The sequence below is a fragment of the Pseudomonas sp. genome (assembly GCF_048265905.1).
Lineage (GTDB): Bacteria > Pseudomonadota > Gammaproteobacteria > Pseudomonadales > Pseudomonadaceae > Aquipseudomonas.
This window is the reverse complement of the sequence record NZ_JBLXAP010000019.1, coordinates 1-20270: the sequence shown is the minus strand read 5'-3', so window position 1 is coordinate 20270 and position 20270 is coordinate 1. Positions and strand designations below refer to the sequence as shown.

Genomic DNA, 20270 nt, shown 5'->3' with positions numbered 1-20270 from the left:
AAAATTACTTGTAGTTGTCCACCGGAGTTTGAGAAGGTTTATATTTATATGTATATTTTCGCACTGCGATTTTCTTTTTCTGTGGTTGAACGCTTAAGTAGATCTCAATACTTGCAGCGAGCCACATCGAATAGGCCAGAAGTTCAATACTTTCTTCTACAGTGGTTTTAGCAAGACGAACATAACCTTCGCCTAGAACTAGATGCCAAAAACTTCCCATGCCGAACACACGTGAAAATACGAGAATAGTTAGCGCGGTAGTCATGGTTCCAAATGCACGCATATGAGTGAAAGTGGCAAGTGCATGTAGGGTGGTTTGGCGGTTTTTTTCATTGAACACAAAACCTACCGTTAGCATTATGATCGCAGTGAAAGGCCAGTACCATGCGCTATGAGCTATTGGATCCAAGAGACCATCAAGTTCCCTAGCTAATAGACATCCAAAAAATCCACCTAACAATACGTTAAATCCTTTGTTTTGATATTTTGCGCTTGTCAAAAACAATACAGCACACAAACCTAACATCACCTCTTGCGTGATTTCTACAAAGGAAACTTCTAATATACGAGTTTTGAATACGGCTATGTCTAGCCAAATCATGCCCAAGGTAATACCGGTTAATGCTAGCTTTAAAAAAACCTCAATGAATGTAGTTTGTAGTACTTTAAGATCAGAATTCATTTAATACCCTCAGATTCAAGTCATCAGGCGTGACAACTGACGAATAGTCGGTGTCACGTGATTTAACTAATCGCTCATATTGTAAGCTGATGAACCTTAACCTTGGTCGTCATGATGGTTCTTTCAAAAAACTGCGATATATAGTGGGGGGAGTAAAAAATACAGCAACCGTAACTGCTTAGGCGTGATTAGATTAATTTATTTAAATTTTTACGACGTTCACTCTGACGGCTACACCATTGCGGCATTAAGGCAGAGTCGTTTGTTTGGTGGTTAAAGATGGATTTGCAAATTAATATTATTTTTGTGTACAAATACAATTTGTGATGTATAAATGAATAAACGGGATATGGATTTCAGTGTACAAAGCTCTATGCGATGTTTCCTATGCGTTCAACGTTAGCCAAATATTGTTATAGCCCAATGGCTCTAAGCAGTCCGATAGAATATTAAGCTTCGCTACAGCCATATAGATAGGTTCTACCAGGCCCCAACGGCAGGGAGGGCAGGTTTAGGTTGGAAGGTTTCGGAGAAAGGGGCATCTAGCTTAGGCTGCCCCCCCAAACTTTCAGGGTCTACTTGTCACGGCTTGCTGGCTAGGCTTGTGCCCCTGGCTATGCTTGGTAACTTGGTTTCATGAGAAACTGCGGTCTTACAATGGTAGTGAATAATGCAACGCGTAGCTCTCTATCCCGTCGTTATCACTGGTGATTCCTGCATTGGAATAGTGCGTCGCTCGAATTCCGAACTCGTGTCCGCCAGCAAAACGCAGCCCTACGCCAACGCGGTCTTCAAATTGGAAGGCACTTCCGAGGTCGTTGTTCTCAATTTCGGTGCCGGAAAATACTGCCACACCTACGCCTAACTCGATATATGGTTTAACGTCTTCACTGGAAAACTCGTAAACAAGTACGGGTGAGAAGGACAAGCTATTATCCCCAGCCGTCTTATCCCCCTTCCAGTACGTGTACGCACCGCTCCAATAACCAGTTAAACGACCGACGTCGCTTTCCCACCAGCTCTTGCCCCAGTCGAACTGCAGGCCCAAACGATAAGTCATGGTCGACTCGCCAGTTTGGCCGATCGCGAATTCTACACCGGCAGCCTGCGTGGTAATGCTGTGCCCTATCAATGTGGCCGCAATAGCAGCCAAGCAAAACAGACGTGTCATTAGCAACCTTCTTTTTGAACAGTATTATTTTGTTTTGTCAATTGTCTGTCGAGCAGCTGAGGTCATTCTTGGATCCTCGACTTACATACCTACAAACAACACAAATACGATCGTATTTCAGAGGGTCATCACGGTATTTCGGAAACGTGCCAGATCTGGACTGTTCATAAGTTTTGTCTTATGAACCGGGCTTTGGGCGAGAGTCATTGGTTTCAAGAGCGAGCGGCAAGTGAAAGCTATGATGAAGTTATAGCGGCCGTTGAGGGCTGACTAGTTACTGTGTAATTGATACGTTGCGCAATGTTGTGCTTCGTAGTGCTCTAAATCAGTGGGTGAGAACGTAGTCTCAAGCGTCTCTAGGCAAAATGTAATTGTCATAGAGGGGGCATTGTAAGCTAAAAAACCGCACGTTTTTGGAATAAGCCTATAAAACAATGAGTTACGGTCACGTACCAACTGTTGGTTTGTATCACCCTAGATACTCTAATCAGATTAGGTACGGCCAACAATCTAGAGAGTTATATTTCCAATTTACACATTTTCCGAATTTTAAAGAAATCAAAACTAGGGAAGATTGATGGTGCCTTGCTGTACGTACCCAGTTAATTTTTTAGCCGAAGAAGAGAGTTCGCTTGCCCCCGAGGACCAAAATATACTAGCAACCTCTATCATGGAGCTTTGTGAATCAAGAGTTGCAACAAACGCAATTAAAGCTGGAGTCCGCGCGCCTGATTTCACGCTCGCGGATACGGAAGGAAACGAAATAAGTTCGACTGATCTAAGCCGAAAAGGACCTGTAATTGTCGTTTTTTTTAGAGGGCTATGGTGCTGGTACTCACACGCAAATCTAGTTGCTCTTGAGGCTATTAATAGTGAGTTTAATAATAAAGGGGTGTCAATCATTGCCGTATCGCCACAGTTACATTTTCGCAAAGCAGATATAGACAGAAAGCAAGCTATTAGCTTTCCACTACTCTGTGATGCTTACAGTCGAGTTGCCATTGATTTTAAGGTCGCGTGGCGCCTGTCAAGCCAGTTGAAGCAAACGTATTTCGAGCTAGGCGCTAACCTCGATAAGTTGAACGGAACAGATTGTGATCTTCTACCAGTTATATCGTTATTTATTATCGATCGGCAAGGTGCTATTGTGTACTCGGAAGTCAACACGAATTATGTTCAATTAATTAATGTACATGAGATTCTTGTCGTGTTAGATAATATTGCTTCAGTTAGAAAAAAGCGCGTAATAATATAGCTGCATTCCATACTCAGTTAAAGTGAGATGAAAAATGCGACACTCAAGGCTTGTACGCTCACCTAAAGCAGGTCTCTATCACCCTATGGTGTTAGTCAGTGCACGTATCTTGAATTGCGAATCGGCAGGCAGTTACAGTTCCAGTACTGGACGTTTCACTATAATTATATTTCTTAGCGATAACGGACGCATAGTTTTTAGAAATACTTCAACAAGTATTGATCTTGAGGCAAAAATTGGCACAACCGTATTGATCAAGAATGCGCAAACAGAGCAGACCATGTCATGGAGTGCTTCGAATAGATTACTCGAAATAGCAATTGAGGATAGGTTCGTAACTGATGTGATCGCCATGGTTACGCCTAGTAAAACTGCGCTCTCAGACGTTATTGGGGTTTATGGCCCGGAAGCAGGTTTTGGCGCTCTTGCTAAACGCTTGGCGCGTAAAATGCTCGGGCAACGAAAAACTAGCGCCAGTTTGGTGGCGAATGGATTCTATTGCGCGCCCACTGCACGCTTTCTCATTGCAATGATGGTTAACCTACGTAGCAGCACCGGCGGAAATAAACCGAATAAACAGAGGCCACATCTATCAGAAAAGACGTTGAAAGCAATCGCAGATCATATTGAAAGTGAAATATCATCTGCAATAAGTGTTTCCGAAATGGCCCAAATCGCAGCTCAAAGTAGGTTCCATTTTGCCCGCACATTTCGGGCTAGTACTGGACGTTCTCCTCACTCTTACATCTTGGATAGCAGGCTTCGTCGTGCAGAGTTTTTGCTCTCTGAAACTAATACTAGCTTGTCACAAATCGCCACCGACTCGGGCTTTAGCTCACAATCACATTTCACAACAACGTTCAAAAAACGAATAGGCATTACACCTGGGCAGTATCGCGACCTTCATCGTTGAAAATTAAGATTACGCAATAAATGGTGGCTAGCATGAAAGACCGCTTAGCCATAAATCGACCGATCTCATGTATAGGCGGCTAGGTCATATCTTGGACTCTTCCAGTAATAGCTGAATCATCTTCTCTTGCCCGTCATAATTACCCTCTCCAAAGTGATTAAAACGTAGTTGCCCCTTGGCATCGATCAAGTATTGTGCAGGCCAGTAGCGGTTGTTGAAGTTGCGCCAGAGTGCGTAGTTGTTATCGATCGCTATCGGGTAGGTGATGCCGTATTCTTTTACTTTGTCCTTGACGTTGTGAACGATGCGTTCGAAGCCGTATTCCGGGGTATGAACGCCGATCACTATTAATCCTGCCTTCTCGTATTTCTTAGCCCAGCTTTTGACGTATGGCAGGGTGTGTTTGCAGTTAATGCAGTCAAAAGTCCAGAAATTCACCAACACCACTTTGCCTTTGAGAGACTCGTTGCTCAATGCTGGTGAGTTGAGCCATTGCACGGCACCGTTTAGCGACGGCCCAGGGGGCTGGATGTTGCTTATTGGCTCGGCCCTGACCTTATTAACGAAGTAGTCAATGACCTTCGGCACTGTATGCAATACATCATTTTCAACGTTGTTGATATCTTCCGAGGAGGTGCCCGCGAACAGTGTGTTATCTGTTCCGGTGGAGATGACTGCAGCCCCAGCAAGTACCGCGACACCGGCGCTACGACGCAGCCAGCTTGTGACAGGAATTGTCGGTTTCAAGTGATTGACCAAACGGCGGCCGGCGAAGATCAGGATGCCTAGCGACAACGCGCTGCCGAGTCCGTAGGCCAATAGCAATAGGCTTGTGTTTACGTTCGCGCCCTGCAGCATGGCACCGGTGAGAATCATACCTAAGATTGGTCCAGCACACGGTGCCCAGAGCAGGCCGGTGGCTACACCGATCGTTAGCGAACTAAGCGGCCTGGATATTTTGCGGTTTTTAGGATCGAGACGATTACCTAGCAATACGAACGGATACATTAGCAAGTCGCCGGCCTTAGTGGAGATCAGTGATATGGCAAACACCACCACCACCGTAAGAGCAATGTAGCGACCAGCGTTGCTGGTTTGAATCACCCAGTCACTGCTGACTACAGCCACACTCGCGACCAAGGTATACGTTAATGCCATGCCGCAAAGCATGAGCAGAATAGATGAGCGGTTGCGATTAGCACTTGCGAACAGGAATGGAACAACTGGCAAGATGCAGGGACTTAAGACGGTGAGTATTCCACCTATAAAAGCTATTAGTAACATGGATCACCTTCAAGAATGAGGGGTGTATGGCATTTCTGGTTGAAGTGGATAGGTTTCAGTGGGATTAATATTAAAGTGGCTACTTCCTCGGTGTGAGAAAGTTTTTCGTGAAGATTTTTATTCTTAAATCCGAATTGTTTAAGATAAAATTTAACTTGGCTTTAGGTCTGCTAATGGTTGTGAATATAATATCGATAGTTTTCTATAGATGCTCTAATCTATAGTTTGCTAAATGATAGTGCGTTCAACTAAGTGACTATTTTGGTTTGCGATGAAGTTATTAAATTTCGGGGTAGTCTATTATTGTGTCATTAACGCGATTTACTGTACTGGTGAACATAGTTGAAGCAATGGCGAGAGATATTCCAATTATTTGGTGTTCAGAATATCCCGCACGAATAATTGACTCTACAAGACTCAGACTGATCGTGCCCTTACAAAACATGATATTTCGGACAAATTCTAGGAGGACGTCGCGCCGGGAATCGCCCGTGCTATTTCCTTCTCGAATGTTTGAAATTGCTTCGCGTGAAAGTCCAGAGAATTTAGCTTTTAGACTATGGGCCGTAACACTGTAATGACAGCCAGCCCATTCGCTGACAATCAATCGAATGGCTTCTAAATCTGCGTCAGAAATACCGCTGTAGGCGACAACCTCATCAAGACGCAGCATTGCATCTAATCCCTCAGGGTTATGTGTTCCGATAGTCAAATATGCATTAGGAATCATACCGGCAGCTCTTTTTATAGATGCGAAGGTTTCTGCCGCAAGTCCAGTAGCTTCAGTTGGGTCAATTGTGGTCAAGCGAGACATTGAGTGTTCCTTTGGATATACCATCCAGCAGCAATACGTAAGATGTCTTCAGCCTAACTCTGGACGTTCGTCCTGTTAATGCTAGAGTTAATCATTTATATGCTCGAGCGTCTCAAATGGATATCTTAAGTAGGTTGTTGTTTTTGATGCCGGTGAGTGGGACATTGGATATTCGGTGTCATTTCAGTCCGCCTTGGAGGCTAGATTATGCTGCCTCTGGGCCGAGAGAAATCCCGTACCACATACTCCTGCGCGGTACGGCTCAAGTCGACGATGGTGAAAGTCCCGTTCTATCGATGCAAGCGGGAGACATATTGCTGATCCCTTCTGGTGTACCACATGTTCTATATGAAGGGGACGGAGCTCTATCAGCGGTAGGCAAGGTGCGCAACGAGCGAGGACTTAAGATTAAAACCAATGGAAGCGATGTGAAGCCTGTAAACCTGCTTTGTGGACGATTTATTTTGCCGTTGTCTCCGCGACAAATGATTAAAGACAACTTACCAAGGCGATTAATCATTAAAGGGATTAACGAATCTAATAACTGTATCCATTCAGCCGAAGAACAAGTCGCCAGCACTCGACTCGCTCGCTTAATTACATTGATGCATGAAGAGGTAGTTGAGCATGGCCCTGGTAGTGAGTCGATTATGAACCATATGTCAGGGGCTCTCTTTGGCTTGACTTTGCGTTTAGCAAGTGAAAGTGCAGAACCTCCTGCGGGCTTGCTACGTCTCACGCAGCGCTCAAGGCTTCAGCCCGCTTTTACGGCAATGTTTGAAGAATACTCTAAGGCATGGACAATGGCGGAGTTGGCATCCTTGTGTCTTATGTCTAGGGCGACATTTGCAAGGCAATTTACTGAGACTGTTGGCAGGTCTGCTAATGATCTATTGGTTGAAATACGTATGGTAAATGCTAGTAAACAGCTTGCACACACATCGGATTCTATATCGAAAATAGCCCAAGATAGTGGATATAAATCAGACGCTGCCTTCCAGCGAGCATTCAAGAAGCACTTAGGCATGACGCCAGGTAGATGGCGATTGCAGTCGGCTCTTTTAACTGCTCAAGATTCATACAGGTCACCTGTGACTTGACTATCGTTAGCCCGTTATGATTCGTCTAAGTGTCGATGAATGCCAAAAAAGAGGGGTGTAGATTGTAACTTCTGAATCCGTAATATGTAACTGCATGCAGCTTTATCAACCAAAAATTAATTGCCGGGTAATTAATTCGGAAACGTTGTATCAGTCTGAGAGCAGAGAAAGACAACGTGTTTTTAAAATATCTTACCGTAAGCTAAAGTGTACTGAAGGCCGTTGTCTGGGATTGTTAATATAATATTCCTCTTCGATATCGTTGCGCTAGGCTGAACAGGCAGCCAACGTAAAGCTATTCTTGTAATCCTCATAAGAAGCGCATGTTTCTGAAATGATATTAGGTTGAAATCAGTTAAAGTTGTACCGATATTGATATCGAGGCATAAGAATCACTATTAGATAATATTATATTTACTGATATACGATAAAGTCGTATAGGTAATTAAAGCCGACCAATAACTTTGCTCCAAAGGAGTATTGTGAACATTTCGGCACTTTCACATAATGATAAAATAGGAAAATTTATAATGATTAACAATTCTCTCGGTGCGGTAACTACTAGGGTAGGATGGTACTTCGTTTTTTCTGCGCTGACTGTCATTTATATTTGGTTTGGTGGTATGAAATTCACTGAGTATGAGGCGAACGGGATTTATGGTTTTGTAAGTCATAGCCCGTTGTTATCTTGGATGTATGGCTTTATAAGCGTAATGGGGTTCTCATATTTTCTAGGCTTTCTCGAAATTGCAATTGGGCTATTGATCGCTGCAAGGTGTATATCTCCAAGGCTGTCATTTATTGGGGGGGGGCTATCTGCCGGTTTATTCATCACAACACTCTCATTTATGTTAACTACCCCACAGGTATTTGAACCTACACTGGGCTTTCCAGCTATATCCGTTGTTCCCGGCCAGTTTCTACTAAAAGATATCTGCTTGTTAGCAGCGTCAATAATGGTAATTGGAAATTCGCTGACAGCAATAGAAGATCGGTCTGCATAAATAGCTATGGTTAAAAAAAATAATACACACTTTAGGGCTACTTAAAGTAAGCGGCTCCCTAGCCGTGTGGCGCAGGGAGCCAGTTTTTATTATTTTTATGTCTGCTTTTGAAACGCTGATACCAAGTGGCTAACAAAGGATCGTGCGACAGTTTTAGATGCAGCGCCTGCAGGAAGTAATGCACAAAGCTTGAAATCCCCCATGTCCCAGTTTTCAAGAACACGAACCAATACGCCTGATTCTATCTCGGACTGACACGACCAAAGCCCCGTCGCAATAATGCCAACTCCGCTAACAGCTGACGCTATAGCTACTTCATTTGTGCTGGCGGTCATTCTGCCTTCAATACTGATTGATATAGCCCTTCCGTTGCGAAAGAAAAACCAAGAGCCAACTCTGGATGGAGAAGGCCCGGCAATGACTGAGTGGGTTATCAATTCAACAGGTGAGGTTGGTACTCCCTTGCGTAGCAGATACTTAGGAGAAGCCACTAAAATCCTTGGAGTGCTATCAACAAGTCGCATTGATGCTGTCGTATCCTCAGGTGCCGCTACTTGAAGGGCGAGATCTACAGGTTCTCTTATCGCATTCCGATCAGGTTGATCCGCAATCAAATCAACACTGAGAGCCGGATGAATATCAAGAAACTCTGATAGTCTCGGCACAATCTCTCTCAGTGAAACACCTGAATGTATTCCAAGTCTTAATCGTCCTTGGTGCTCAATACCTCCGCGAGTTGCAAGATTCGCTTCATCGAAAGCCGCCAATATAGGCTCTAAGTTAGCCAAGTAAATTTCACCTACCGGTGTTAATACTACCGCACGTGTTGATCGAACAAGGAGCATTGATCCTAAGTCGCGCTCCAGTGCGGCTATTATTCGCGAGGCTGATGACTGAGATATACCTAACTCTCGGCCTGCCTGAGAAAAACTACCTGTATAGGCGACACGTACGAACAATCGAAAGGGGAAAAGATACTCACTCATGCAAAATCCAAATTTCTGTTATCTGCGTTTGATGGCTAGTTTATCAAGGAATAATAACTGATGATCTTATAGTCAGTCAGCATTGGCGTGGAGGTTAATATTGAATCATAACTTATGATGTGAGTGCATCTTTGATCCTTTAGATTGTCGAGTATCAATTGCATGGAGTTAAAATTCACTTCGGTAGCTATTGTGTTAAGCATAAAGTATTGATTCTACCGATGTTAATTCGAACTAATAATAATAGATGCGAACTCTCAGTGATGCCTAATAGCTATCATTTCGCCAGGTCAGGAGAAAGTTCTAATGCCTCGCTTGTCAACAACCTATCCATCATCAGCCTCGGGCGCCGTCTCCGAAATCTATGCTTCTATACAAAAAACAGCGGGTATGGTTCCAAATGTATATGCAACTATTGGAACGCATGCTCCAACAAGTTTAAAAGCTATACTTGAAATTGACGAAATAATAGAAGCTAGCACACTTTCAAAATCGGAAATAGAAGCTATTAGGCTTGCGGCAAGTGTTAATGCCGGCTGTGAATACAGCATTGCTGCACATGCATTTTTAAGTCAGTTCTCGGGGTTGTCACAAGACACGGTAAGTGACATAAGGTCGTTGCGGTCAACTAAAATTGAAAGGCTGGACGCGCTAATAGATTTTGTTCACGTTCTAATAAATACGAGAGGGGTAGTAGATTTGTCTTGCGTTCAAAAACTACTCGATTTTAATTGTACTGAAAAAAATCTAATAGAAATTTGCCTTGTTGTTACATCAACAAAATTCATTAATTTTGTTAATCGTATAAATGATACACCCATCGACTTTCCTCAGTCTGCACCCGAAAACGAAGCTCTGTAAAAGAATACAAAAAGCGCACGTTTTTGAAATTTCTTCCCTCTAACCTGAGCTAGCCTGACTAAATCCGGCAGGAGTAATACCTGCCGGATCCAGAGGGCTAAAGCTGCCAAATGGCCGAAATCCGCGGGCTGTAGGTGATTGCAAACGAGTCTGTACCGATAGTGGCGTGCGTTCTTTAACGCGCTTTGAATCTGTCAAGCTAACCAAGATGCCGCGCGAAAATGCGCGACAACGCTGGAGCAAGTGAATGGCTCACCTTATTAATAGAGAATTTTACAACCTTTCTGCGGACTGCAGAGAACGGCTCAACCTTTTAGGTGTTTTAGTTTGTACTCTTGGAAGAAAGTTTATCGGATTATTTACTTTACGTATACGTAAAAATTGGAGACGTATTCCTTTGAGTTTGACTGGCACTGGTGCGGAATAATTAAAAGATGAATATACTAATAATAGTAAGTCAGTGGCTTACGCTGGCAGCCACAAATGCTCGGAGGTTAATATGACAACGCTATCCTTTGCCCATTCAGCTTCAGCTGTAGCTCCAATATATATGATTGTCAGTGCGAGATCTCTAATTCAAAAAGGAAACCAGAAGTATTCGTCTCGGGCGGGTCAAGTGACTATTATTATTTTCCTAACTTCTAACGGCTCACTATCTATCGCTGATTTAGAAAGCCGTAAAGAAATAGAAATAAAGTGTGGTACATGCCTAGTGCTGAAGGGGGGTGATAGCGACCAACTGGTTACTTGGGAAGTTCCTAATAGTTTTGTTGAAATAGTTATCGATGACCGTTTTTTGTTAAGAACCCTCGAAACCTTGCAGTTAAACTTTACTTGCCTTAAACATATCGTGCCTCACTATGGGCCGGAGTTTGGTTTTGATGGTGTAGCACGTCGCGTAGTTGAGAAGATTAGTGAGGGGATCAATACTTACGCCAGCTTAGTTAGAACTGGTTTTCACTGCCCGGGTGCCGCCAGATTCATTATTGCAATGATGCTAAAAGGGCCAAAGCGAAATGAGTGTGATTATGAGGTGAAGTCTCCAAAACTATGTTTGCCAGAATCTAGATTTACTAAAGTAGCCGAGTATATCGAGCAACGCATTAACTACTCAATTCACGTTGGAGAGCTCGCGAGCATCGCAGCGCAGAGCCATTTCCACTTTACCCGCACCTTTAAGGCTAGAACAGGTCAATCTCCTCACGCCTATATTGTAGGACACCGATTGCGCCGTGCTGAGTATATGCTTGCTGAATCCAATCTGAGTTTAGCGCAAATCTCACAGGAGTGTGGTTTTAGTTCACAGTCCCACTTTAGCACCGCTTTTAAACAACATGTTGGAATAACACCTGGGCAATACAGAGATCTTTGGTTTAATTGATTTTGGAGGAATCTATGATTTGATTTTAAATTCATACTTTTAAAAATAAAGTTAATGCTTTAGAGGTGAGATTTGTATCTGGTTAATGTCCTGGGTGCATAAATTATACAGTGTATTAACTAAAGCTGTAGCCTATAATTCTGAAGAAGGATGTCAAAATGATTTTTAATAGAATGGTAACATCTACTGTTTTGGCAGCATTGTTTGTTTTTTTACTTTCGAATGCATCACTAGCAGAGACGAAAGTTTCACCCTCAGATGCCGGTGTTACAACATATTCAAAAACATTTGAAAATTACGTAGACAAGAATGGAAATATAAAAGTGCCAGAAGACTATAGGACAGAGTTTATATTTCTTGGCTCCTTCGCAGTACCTGGTGGGGACTCTTTAGGAGGGCTAAAAGAGTTGCATCAAGTATATGTTGATAGGGACTCGATTGAGTATTATCGTGCCCACGGAAATTTTCCCGATGGAGCCATGCTAATTAAAGAGCTGCAAGGTACAGCTGCAGCTGATCTTACCACAGGCCATGCTTCATTTTGGGACCAAGGGTTAGGCTGGTTTGTGATGATAAAAGATACAAAAGACCGTTACCCAGAAAGTGGAATCTGGACTGATGGCTGGGGGTGGGCCTTAATTGCTCAAGATGCCCCATTGGTTACAACCAACAAAGATACAAGTACATGTATTGCTTGCCACACTCCGGTTAAGAAAACTGATTGGGTCCACGTATGGGGATATCCGCTTCTCGATGCTCGCGACAAATTTTCAACGCTTAATAACTAACCACCCGTTTCCTTAGTTTAATTTCGACACATGCTCATGTGAATAATGGAGGGATTAACTGATCCGCAAACAAACATAAATGTTAATCGATTTGAAGTGTCAATATTTGAGGTAAACGGTGTTGTTAGTCTACTGCAAGTCTCATCATATAAAGTGAAAGTCGAGCGCGGATTCGTTATATGTATGTACTTTGTACGTCCGTGCTCGAAATCCATCGGAAGACTTGCTTGCGCCGCATTGAAACGGCTGGTCTTTGGGTCAAAATCACTCCAATCACCAGCCATTGTCACGACATCAACTTTTATCATTTATGTTGTAGCGGCAAGCACCGCTTCAGGAGTTCTTCGAAAACCGATAGCGAGGCGGTTGAACGTATTCATGAGGCCGATGGCAATAGTCAAATCTGCCAGTTCCTTCTCGCTGAAAACAGCAGCGGCCGCCTGAAAATCTTCGTCCGGAATTCCCGTTTTTGCGACCAACGTGACGCTTTCCGCCCAAGCAAGAGCTGCCTGCTCTTGTTTACTGAACAGATCACCGGCTTCATGCCAAGCTTGCACTAGTGCCAGTTTTTCGATCTTGACCCCTTTCTTGCTGAGATCACGTGTGTGCATGTCCAGGCAATATGCACAACTGTTTATCTGGCTGATACGCAGATATACCAGTTCGACCAGTACGCTGTCTAAGCCAGACTGCATGACGTAACCATAAACACCGCCTAGGGCTTTAATGCCACCAGGAGCAGCTTTCATGTAATCGAGTCGTTGATGCATTTAATAGTCCTATTTATCAGGGGTAGTCAGTTCTGTGTCATCTGTATCGACAACAAAAACAGCAAGTAACTTGGCAGGTTCAGTATTGCTCGCGTTACGGCTTGTCAAATGATGGGCGCCAGGTGCTTCAAAGAAACTCTCACCCGGTGCATAGACTCGTTCAGGCTCTCCCTTCACTTGGCTGACAATATGTCCAGAGACGACATAGGCGTAAATGAATGCCGACTGTGCGTGGAAGTGCGGTTTTGATGCTCCGCCGGGGAGATAGGATACTTCTACGGCAATGAGCGACTTACCTGGAATGTTTGGGATGATGTGCGAGAAATTCGGTTCGACTGTTTCACTAGGCTCATGCGCTGCTGCCGTGCCAGCCAAAGTCAAAGAGAGAGCTACCAGTAGTGACACCAAAATATGGTTTTTCATTGCAACCTCCATTAATTTTTACAAACGAAGGATGCATCCATTGAAGATTATAAAGAAGAACCAAAAACATATAATTTTGATATACCAAGGAGCATGGTAACTACGCTAAACCTCAGACTTGGATGGAGGCAAATCTCCCATGACCGAGGAACCGTCAAGGTATATGCACGACGATTGATAGTGATGTGCTCGCACCGAGCGCCAGATTACTCTAGGGCAGGGCAGGGCTCTGAGAGTGTCAGGCAAAGAGGTATGCGAGGGGTTAGCTTATGCTCAGTTGAGCGTTCCGTCCCGCTTCAAAGGGACATATGTAACAAGTAGGCCAGTCGAGGTAGAAGTTTCTGACACTAATTGCGAAGGACGATTTTATTGCCGTCGCAATACCTGTGCTTATGTCCGTACCATCCATTTTTCAGGTGAGTGCCAGCGCCGGATTGCTTTCCTATTGCGTTGTTCTTATGCATCAGGGCACGTACAGTTCGTTCGGAGGTAGCTGCACCAGCAATTTATCCAGCTCTGCGTGACGCTGGATTACGGCGTGAGGTTGCGGCTTATTCAGCGCTTCTACCTTCATGGGACATCGGTAGGTCCGGTTCCTAAGGCAACGCTTATGCAGTTCGTTGCACCCCGTATGGATCTCCACTTTCCGAGTTTCTTCTAGGTCACCGTGATTTCCAGCCCACGCTGAACTGCAGGACGCGCGAGACCGCGATCAAGCCACGCCTGTACATGAAGAAAGCGGTCGAAGCCAACAAGCTCGCGTGCTTCGTAAAAGCCGATCAGGTTTCGCACCCAGCCGAGCAGCGAAATATCGGCGATGCTGTAGTTGGCCCCCATCACCCAGTCGCGACCCGTGAGTCGATCGTCGAGAACACTCAGCAGCCGAGCTGATTCGGTTGCGTAGCGGTCGCGCGGTCGCTTGTCCTCATAGGCCTTGCCAGCGAATTTATTGAAGAAGCCAACCTGGCCGAACATCGGCCCGACGCCGCCCATCTGCCACATCACCCACTGGATTGTTTCGTAGCGAGTATTTGGATCGGCCGAGATAAATTGCTCCGTCTTGTCGGCAAGATAGAGGAGGATTGCGCCTGATTCGAATAACGCGAGTGGTGTGCCGCTCGGCCCGTTGGGATCATAGATTGCGGGAATCTTGCCGTTTGGGTTGAGCGCGAGGAAAGCCGGATCGTGGTTTTCGTTCGTCATGATGTCGATCTGGTGCGACTCGTAGGCGAGGCCCGTTTCCTCAAGCATGATGCCAACCTTCACCCCATTGGGCGTGGGCAGGGAAAATAGTTGCAGCCGTTCAGGGTACTGCACCCGCCAGCGCGTAAAAACTAGATGATCGAGTGTCACTTTCTTTCTCCTGAGCTTGGCTGCATTCGGATCGAGCCAGTCAGCGGAACGGCAGGGTAATCTTTCTCGGGGTCGAATACGTTATTGAAGAAGTTCGTCAGGGAGAACATGGCCACCAACGCGAGGATCTCCATGACGTTCGCATCCGTGTAGCCAGCGTCGCGGATGGTTTTTAGGTCGGCGTCGCTGATATGGCCGCGGGTATTGATGACTTTGTGCGCAAACTGGACGCCGGCATCGCGCTTCGGGTCGCTGGAATGCCCCTTCCTCGCTAGAGTGATTTCGTCGGCCGGCAGCTTAGCCATACTGGCAGCATAGGTGTGAACCGCTAGGCAGTAACTGCAGCCATTCACCTCGGAAACAATGAGACTGATGGCTTCACGCGTCTTCATATCGAGCACCTTGTTCAAGGAGCTACGGAAGGTGGCCCATGCGTTGAACGCGATTGGGCTCTGTGCGAAGGTTGCCAACATATTTGGGGTGAACCCAAGGTTCTTGCTGAATACATCGAGAGCCGGCTTCGAATCGGCCGGCACCTGTTCTGGCTTTAGAGCAATAGTTCTTGGCATTGGGCCTTCCTAATTAAGCGTCCTAAACTTGGCGGCACATACGAAACACCCAGACGCGTCCCCGAGAATATTTCCTTGGTGCATCTGGGCTTAGTATCACGCAGGCATCACAGTAGACTTCAAAGCCTCATCGCAATTGGACGTTACGACTAGATAGAAGTCAGATCGAGCCAGCAGGCTGAACAAGGGGAAAGTCCTTCTCATGATCGAACACGTTATTGAAAAAGTTCGTCAGGGAGAACATGGCCACCAACGCGACGATCTCCATGACGTTTGCATCCGTGTAGCCAGCATCGCGGACAGTTTTGAGGTCTGCGTCGTCGATATGACCGCGAGTCTCGATTACTTTGCGTGCAAACTGGACGGCGGCGTCCCGCTTCGGATCGGTAGCATGGCCTTTGCGAGCGAGGATGATTTCATCGGTTGACAGCTTGGCCATATGCTCAGCCGTAAAACTGTGAACGGTCAGGCAGTAGTTGCACCCATTCACTTCGGAGACAGCGAGGCCGATGCTGTCACGCGTCTTCACATCGAGAGCCTTGCTCAAAGAACCGAGCAGAGTGGCCCATGCGTTAAACGCGATTGGGCTCTGCGCGAAGTTCGCCATCATGTTTGGAGTGAACCCGATGTTCTTGGTGAACGCATCGAGAGTTGGTTTCGAATCGGCCGGTACCTGTTCCGGCTTTAGAGCTGCAGTTCTTGCCATTATGATCATCTCCGTAAACTACTGATTTCAATGATTTGGGAAAGTCCGTGTGGGATCTATCCCTAGGTTTACTTCGGGCCCAAGTTTTGGGTCGAAGCGGGTCAGGCGCTTCAAGCGTGAGGAGGTTATGAGTTCCTCTCGCCCGGTGGCCGTATAATCGTTCGGCACGACCACTGCCACGACGAAGCAGCTATACCAAATCCAGCACATCATCTATCGGACGACGCGGCTTTGGAGCCCAGTTTCCTGATCTCTCCGGCCCCACAGACAAGAGCATGACCGGCACCTCGTTTTCGGCCAGCCCGAACTCACGAGCTACCGCTTCAAAATCGAAACCGATCATTGGGGTCGAGCCCAAGCCCAGTGAGCGTGCTGCATAGATCATCGCAGCCGCCCCAAAGGTGGCGGTGCGTACGGCCTCGTCGCGTCGACGCTGTGGGTAGGCCATATACAGATCGCGCGCGGGAATTTCCCATTCCGGCACCATTGCTGCCGGCATGACGTCTGCCTCCACGAGCGGTGCAAGACGATCCGGTATTACGCTGGTATCGACCAACTGACCGCAGACGATGAAAGTGACGGCCGCTTCGGTGGTCGCGGGTTGGTCCCACGCAATAGGACGTAGCCTTGCCTTGGCTTCAGGCGAGCGTACGGCGATAAAGCGCCAGTTCTGCAAGTGGAAGGAGGTCGGCGCGCTAGTGCCAATTCGCACCAATTCACGGATTTGGTCATCGCTCAAGGTAGCGGTAGGATCGTAGTACTTAGCGGCGCTGCGACTCAAAATACATTCGATGACAGCATTGGTCATGGTGAGGGGAAGGGCGTTTGTCATGTTGTTCTTCTCTTGAGGGCTTATTTGATGGGCGTGGTCAACGGATTGTCATTAATGTCAGGGGCGAAAGCGGCAAGCAGCTTTGCCAGCTCGGTTTTGCTCGCGTTTCGGTTGATTGAATGGTTCGAGTTCGGCGGTTCGGGCCAACTCTCGCTGCCCGATAGATACGCAGCTCACCGTCTTTTACCTTCGACTTGATCGCGGCTGAGGTCATACAGTCGTAGATAAAAGCCAACTCCACGGGGGGGGATGGATAGATCGACTCCTACCGCAATTAGCAACTTGCCTGGGGGATTTTGAATGGCCGCCTTGAGGTTTTTCATGACGGCTTTTGCTTTGCCACCAAGGGCGGAGGTGATGTCAGCTATTGAAAAGGAAAGGAACGCGTAAGCAGCGGTGATCAAGGTTCGGATAGTCATGAAATGCCTCCTTTTTCTATACAAAAAAAGCATCAAAAGCGCGAAAAATGGTGCCCTGCAGCAGCAATTACGAAGCCCTAAAACCTAAATGGCGAACGCGGTGCCATGAAGGGAGTATCCGAATAAATCCGATCTGAGGTTGCGCCAACTGGGTGAGTACGATTCGTCTATGGGGAATGATTCAACGCGCCACCGGCACACGCTGAGTAACTAGGTTTACGAGATACAGGCGGTCCGTCTTAGCTCCCGCTCTCTATATAGAGCGGGAGCTAAGACGGTTAATCACCGTTTTGTAATCTTGCGACGTGTCCACAATGTGATACCCACAACGAGTGCACCGAACAGGAACGCAGCCACAGCAATGATGGACGCAAGTTTCCAATGCAGCCGCGGCGGCAGAACAGTATTAGCGACACGTTTGAACTGGAGATCATTGGCGACCTCCGCAGCGAGTTCGTCACTTGTCAACTTTGCAAGCAAGGTAATAGCTGCTTCATAGGAAACGACGCTACCGTTGGACGTTAGGACGCCGTCATCAATGACGACGTTGATGTCGGATTGCACGAGTACGTCCGGGTAATTCTTTTGAAACGACTCTTCGCCACCCGCCCAAGTCGTGGCTCGTTTTCCGTCAAGAACGCCTGCTTCGGCCAGCACCAACGCACCTGAACAATTGCTTGCTATCCAGTCTGCCGTTTCTGACTGATCCTGTATAAAGTCAATAAGCGCTCGGTTGCCGAGCACGGCGTCCATATCGTAGCGACTAGGCACGATGATCGCGTCATAATGGGGCGCTTCAGCAAGGAGCCTGTCGGCCTTTAGCTCGATGCCTTCCTCGGTAAGGATATTGAGGTCGCCGTCCGCGGCTACGGCCTCGACATTGATTTTTTGCAACCAGGGTTTCTTGGCAGCGTTTCCGAAGACTTCAAGTGGAGCGGTGATATCGCTGCTCAATACCCCGTCATAGACGATCACGGCGACATTAATGGAATTATCGTCGGCCTTAGCAGGGGCGGCAGCAAAGACAGAGCTGGTCATTGAGAACGCGAGGGGGATGCAGGTGATGATCGTTTGAAGCTTCATTGGTTGTCTTCTTAAGATTTAAAATATCATTTAACTTATCGTCCTGTTGGGTCATAAGAAAAGAACCAAAAATATAAAATAGTTGTGTACCATGGGTTTATGACAAAGCTTGTGAATTTCACGATTGATCGCTCCGCCAAGACCCCGCTTGCCGAGCAGATCCGACAAAGAATCACCTCCGCGATCGAAAACGGTGTCCTTGAACCGGGGGCGCGCCTGCCGTCATGGCAGGATCTAGCCACCCAGCTCGGCGTTGCTCGTGGCACTGTGCGAACAGCCTATGAACGGCTCGCTGCCGCGCAATTGATCGTAGCGTCCCGCTCGACTGGAACGCTTGTAGCTCAGCGCCCTCGAATGAAAGTAAAGAGTGAGGCGAGGCCGGATCCTGGCTCTTTTATGGAACGCTATTTTCTGATGACCCAGGCACCTGCTTTCTTTCAAATGGGTGTTCCTGGGACAGAAACCTTTCCGAAGACGCTCATCGCGCGCATCCGTGCAAATGCTATTCGCGCAGAGGTAAGCGCTGCGCCCATCTATCCAGATCCGCGCGGCGAGCTTGAGCTCAGGCGTGAGATCGCGGGTTACCTCGCCATCTCCCGCGGGATCGATTGCTCGCCGTCACAGATCATTGTCACAGGCGGCTATGGTGCTGGACTGGGACTGACGCTTCGAGTGCTTGGCGTTGAGGGTGAGAAGGCCTGGATCGAGGACCCTGGGTTTCCATTCGCCCGAAAGGGGCTTGAGCTCGCGCGTATGACTCTCGTGCCAATCCCTATTGACGAGGACGGTATTGATGTTGACTACGGGCTGAAATACGCCCCTGACGCCAAATTGGTAGTCGTGACTCCGGGACAGCAGGCACCATTGGGGTCAACTTTATCGCTCGAACGTCGCCTAAAACTGCTCGACTGGGCAGCAACGAGCGGGGCTTGGATCATAGAGGACGACTACCTGAGTGAGCTGCAACTGGCTGGGCGGGCTGCCCCAGCGCTCGCATCATTCGATCGCACCGAGCGCGTCATCCATATTGGCTCATTCAGCAAGACGATCACTCCCACACTCCGTTTAGGGTTTATTGTTGTACCGGCTGCGCTCATGACCTCTTTCACCGAAGTAGCTGCCTGTCTTGCGCCGCCCCCCGGCCCCGCAGTTCAACTTGCGATAGCCAGGTTCATGCGGGAAGGCCATTATCTCCGGCATCTCCGCCGCACCAAGCGCTTCTATGCCGCAAAAAGGGAAGATTTGCTGGAGCAGATTCAACACCATTTCGACGCTGACCAAGTGATGCCTACAGGCTTAGCAGTCCTATTGCGGTTACCCGAAGGTGCCTCAGACTTCACAATTATCCACGAATTGCGGAGATTCGGCATGTTTCCTTCACCACTCTCGGCTTGGTATGCCTCCGCGCAATTCAGTCGGCCAGGGCTCTTGTTGAGTGCAGCGACATCGCCGACAAAGGAGCTTGCGAAATACTGTGACCGCTTGGCTAATATCATCCAACGTTACATCTGAATATTCAGTGCAACCCCAGTTGCTGCTCGACCATCGGCTTCCACAGCACTAAGCCGACTCCTCTTGAAGCTCGGGGATATATTTTGCAGCCGAACACTCTGTGCATTTACATGTAAATATTGGCGTGCAATCCACTGATTTGAGAGGGAGGGCAGCTAGACTAGGTGACGATGGGGCGCAAAACTTTCACTGTAGGCTGTGCGTGTAGGTTTGCAAAAGTTGTTTTTTCTGTAAAAACATATGCTTGTATGGTTTGCGGTTTCTATATTGGGTGCAAGAGGTCGAGTGGTAATCCCCCCATTTTTAGTTCTCGCCAGAAGTAGAGGTTAGGCCGCTAGGGCCAGCTTCTGTTTGGGGGTGATAC

At 47.0% G+C, this 20270-nt stretch carries 21 protein-coding genes; 8 read left to right on the top strand and 13 right to left on the bottom strand.

Annotated features, from left to right (window positions below):
• Window positions 1-4: 4 nt before the first annotated feature.
• Both ACN0UH_RS18360 and ACN0UH_RS18355 read right to left on the bottom strand, forming a co-directional pair.
• The gene (locus tag ACN0UH_RS18360; RefSeq protein ID WP_417663415.1) at window positions 5-682 is read right to left on the bottom strand and encodes a hypothetical protein; all 678 of its coding nucleotides are present in this window, start codon (window positions 680-682) and stop codon (window positions 5-7) included.
• Window positions 683-1334: 652 nt separating this feature from the next.
• Window positions 1335-1853 carry an acyloxyacyl hydrolase gene (locus ACN0UH_RS18355; RefSeq protein WP_417663414.1) on the bottom strand — a complete coding sequence of 173 codons (519 nt, stop codon included), beginning with the start codon at window positions 1851-1853 and terminating at the stop codon, window positions 1335-1337.
• Window positions 1854-2523: 670 nt separating this feature from the next.
• Here ACN0UH_RS18355 and ACN0UH_RS18350 point away from each other — a divergent pair.
• Window positions 2524-3108: a peroxiredoxin-like family protein gene (locus tag ACN0UH_RS18350; protein ID WP_417663413.1), complete on the top strand. Its 585-nt coding sequence runs from the start codon at window positions 2524-2526 to the stop codon at window positions 3106-3108.
• A 280-nt stretch (window positions 3109-3388) separates the two neighbouring features.
• The gene (locus ACN0UH_RS18345; protein WP_417663412.1) at window positions 3389-4021 is read left to right on the top strand and encodes a helix-turn-helix domain-containing protein; all 633 of its coding nucleotides are present in this window, start codon (window positions 3389-3391) and stop codon (window positions 4019-4021) included.
• 84 nt (window positions 4022-4105) lie between these two features.
• Here the strand turns inward: ACN0UH_RS18345 and ACN0UH_RS18340 are convergent, their stop codons facing one another.
• Together ACN0UH_RS18340 and ACN0UH_RS18335 are read right to left on the bottom strand one after the other, a co-directional pair.
• The gene (locus ACN0UH_RS18340) at window positions 4106-5305 is read right to left on the bottom strand and encodes a cytochrome c biogenesis protein DipZ (protein ID WP_417663411.1); all 1200 of its coding nucleotides are present in this window, start codon (window positions 5303-5305) and stop codon (window positions 4106-4108) included.
• 280 nt (window positions 5306-5585) lie between these two features.
• Window positions 5586-6119, bottom strand: coding sequence for a carboxymuconolactone decarboxylase family protein (locus ACN0UH_RS18335; RefSeq protein ID WP_417663410.1), 534 nt, complete (start codon window positions 6117-6119; stop codon window positions 5586-5588).
• Window positions 6120-6235: 116 nt separating this feature from the next.
• Between ACN0UH_RS18335 and ACN0UH_RS18330 the strand changes: the two genes are divergently transcribed.
• On the top strand, window positions 6236-7219 hold the full coding sequence (locus ACN0UH_RS18330; protein ID WP_417663409.1) for an AraC family transcriptional regulator: 984 nt from the start codon (window positions 6236-6238) through the stop codon (window positions 7217-7219).
• Window positions 7220-7749: 530 nt separating this feature from the next.
• Window positions 7750-8223: a YkgB family protein gene (locus ACN0UH_RS18325; protein ID WP_417663437.1), complete on the top strand. Its 474-nt coding sequence runs from the start codon at window positions 7750-7752 to the stop codon at window positions 8221-8223.
• Between the two features lie 95 nt (window positions 8224-8318).
• Here ACN0UH_RS18325 and ACN0UH_RS18320 read toward each other — a convergent pair whose 3' ends face one another.
• Window positions 8319-9209, bottom strand: a complete 891-nt coding sequence (locus ACN0UH_RS18320) for a LysR family transcriptional regulator (protein ID WP_417663408.1) — start codon at window positions 9207-9209, stop codon at window positions 8319-8321.
• 306 nt (window positions 9210-9515) lie between these two features.
• On the opposite strand from ACN0UH_RS18320, the gene ACN0UH_RS18315 reads away from it, so the two are divergent.
• The 3 genes from ACN0UH_RS18315 to ACN0UH_RS18305 all read left to right on the top strand — a co-directional run bounded on the left by ACN0UH_RS18315 (window position 9516) and on the right by ACN0UH_RS18305 (window position 12239).
• Complete coding sequence (locus ACN0UH_RS18315; RefSeq protein WP_417663407.1) at window positions 9516-10070, top strand: carboxymuconolactone decarboxylase family protein; 555 nt, start codon at window positions 9516-9518, stop codon at window positions 10068-10070.
• Between the two features lie 499 nt (window positions 10071-10569).
• Complete coding sequence (locus ACN0UH_RS18310) at window positions 10570-11451, top strand: helix-turn-helix domain-containing protein (protein ID WP_417663406.1); 882 nt, start codon at window positions 10570-10572, stop codon at window positions 11449-11451.
• A 158-nt stretch (window positions 11452-11609) separates the two neighbouring features.
• Window positions 11610-12239, top strand: coding sequence for a cytochrome P460 family protein (locus ACN0UH_RS18305; protein ID WP_417663405.1), 630 nt, complete (start codon window positions 11610-11612; stop codon window positions 12237-12239).
• A 308-nt stretch (window positions 12240-12547) separates the two neighbouring features.
• Here the strand turns inward: ACN0UH_RS18305 and ACN0UH_RS18300 are convergent, their stop codons facing one another.
• The 8 genes from ACN0UH_RS18300 to ACN0UH_RS18265 all read right to left on the bottom strand — a co-directional run bounded on the left by ACN0UH_RS18300 (window position 12548) and on the right by ACN0UH_RS18265 (window position 18394).
• A complete protein-coding gene (locus ACN0UH_RS18300; RefSeq protein WP_417663404.1) occupies window positions 12548-13009 on the bottom strand; it encodes a carboxymuconolactone decarboxylase family protein in 462 nt (153 codons plus the stop codon).
• Window positions 13010-13018: 9 nt separating this feature from the next.
• The gene (locus tag ACN0UH_RS18295) at window positions 13019-13432 is read right to left on the bottom strand and encodes a cupin domain-containing protein (protein WP_417663403.1); all 414 of its coding nucleotides are present in this window, start codon (window positions 13430-13432) and stop codon (window positions 13019-13021) included.
• Window positions 13433-14089: 657 nt separating this feature from the next.
• Entirely contained in the window at window positions 14090-14785 is a 696-nt protein-coding gene (locus ACN0UH_RS18290) for a glutathione S-transferase N-terminal domain-containing protein (protein WP_417663402.1), read from the bottom strand.
• Complete coding sequence (locus tag ACN0UH_RS18285) at window positions 14782-15354, bottom strand: carboxymuconolactone decarboxylase family protein (protein ID WP_417663401.1); 573 nt, start codon at window positions 15352-15354, stop codon at window positions 14782-14784. Before ACN0UH_RS18285 ends, ACN0UH_RS18290 begins: the two co-directional genes overlap by 4 nt.
• Before the next feature lie 160 nt (window positions 15355-15514).
• A complete protein-coding gene (locus ACN0UH_RS18280; protein WP_417663400.1) occupies window positions 15515-16060 on the bottom strand; it encodes a carboxymuconolactone decarboxylase family protein in 546 nt (181 codons plus the stop codon).
• Between the two features lie 190 nt (window positions 16061-16250).
• On the bottom strand, window positions 16251-16892 hold the full coding sequence (locus ACN0UH_RS18275; protein WP_417663399.1) for a nitroreductase family protein: 642 nt from the start codon (window positions 16890-16892) through the stop codon (window positions 16251-16253).
• 173 nt (window positions 16893-17065) lie between these two features.
• Window positions 17066-17311, bottom strand: a complete 246-nt coding sequence (locus tag ACN0UH_RS18270) for a hypothetical protein (RefSeq protein WP_417663398.1) — start codon at window positions 17309-17311, stop codon at window positions 17066-17068.
• A 282-nt stretch (window positions 17312-17593) separates the two neighbouring features.
• A complete protein-coding gene (locus ACN0UH_RS18265; RefSeq protein ID WP_417663397.1) occupies window positions 17594-18394 on the bottom strand; it encodes a DJ-1/PfpI family protein in 801 nt (266 codons plus the stop codon).
• Window positions 18395-18505: 111 nt separating this feature from the next.
• Between ACN0UH_RS18265 and ACN0UH_RS18260 the strand changes: the two genes are divergently transcribed.
• Window positions 18506-19906, top strand: a complete 1401-nt coding sequence (locus ACN0UH_RS18260; protein ID WP_417663396.1) for a PLP-dependent aminotransferase family protein — start codon at window positions 18506-18508, stop codon at window positions 19904-19906.
• Window positions 19907-20270: the final 364 nt, after the last annotated feature.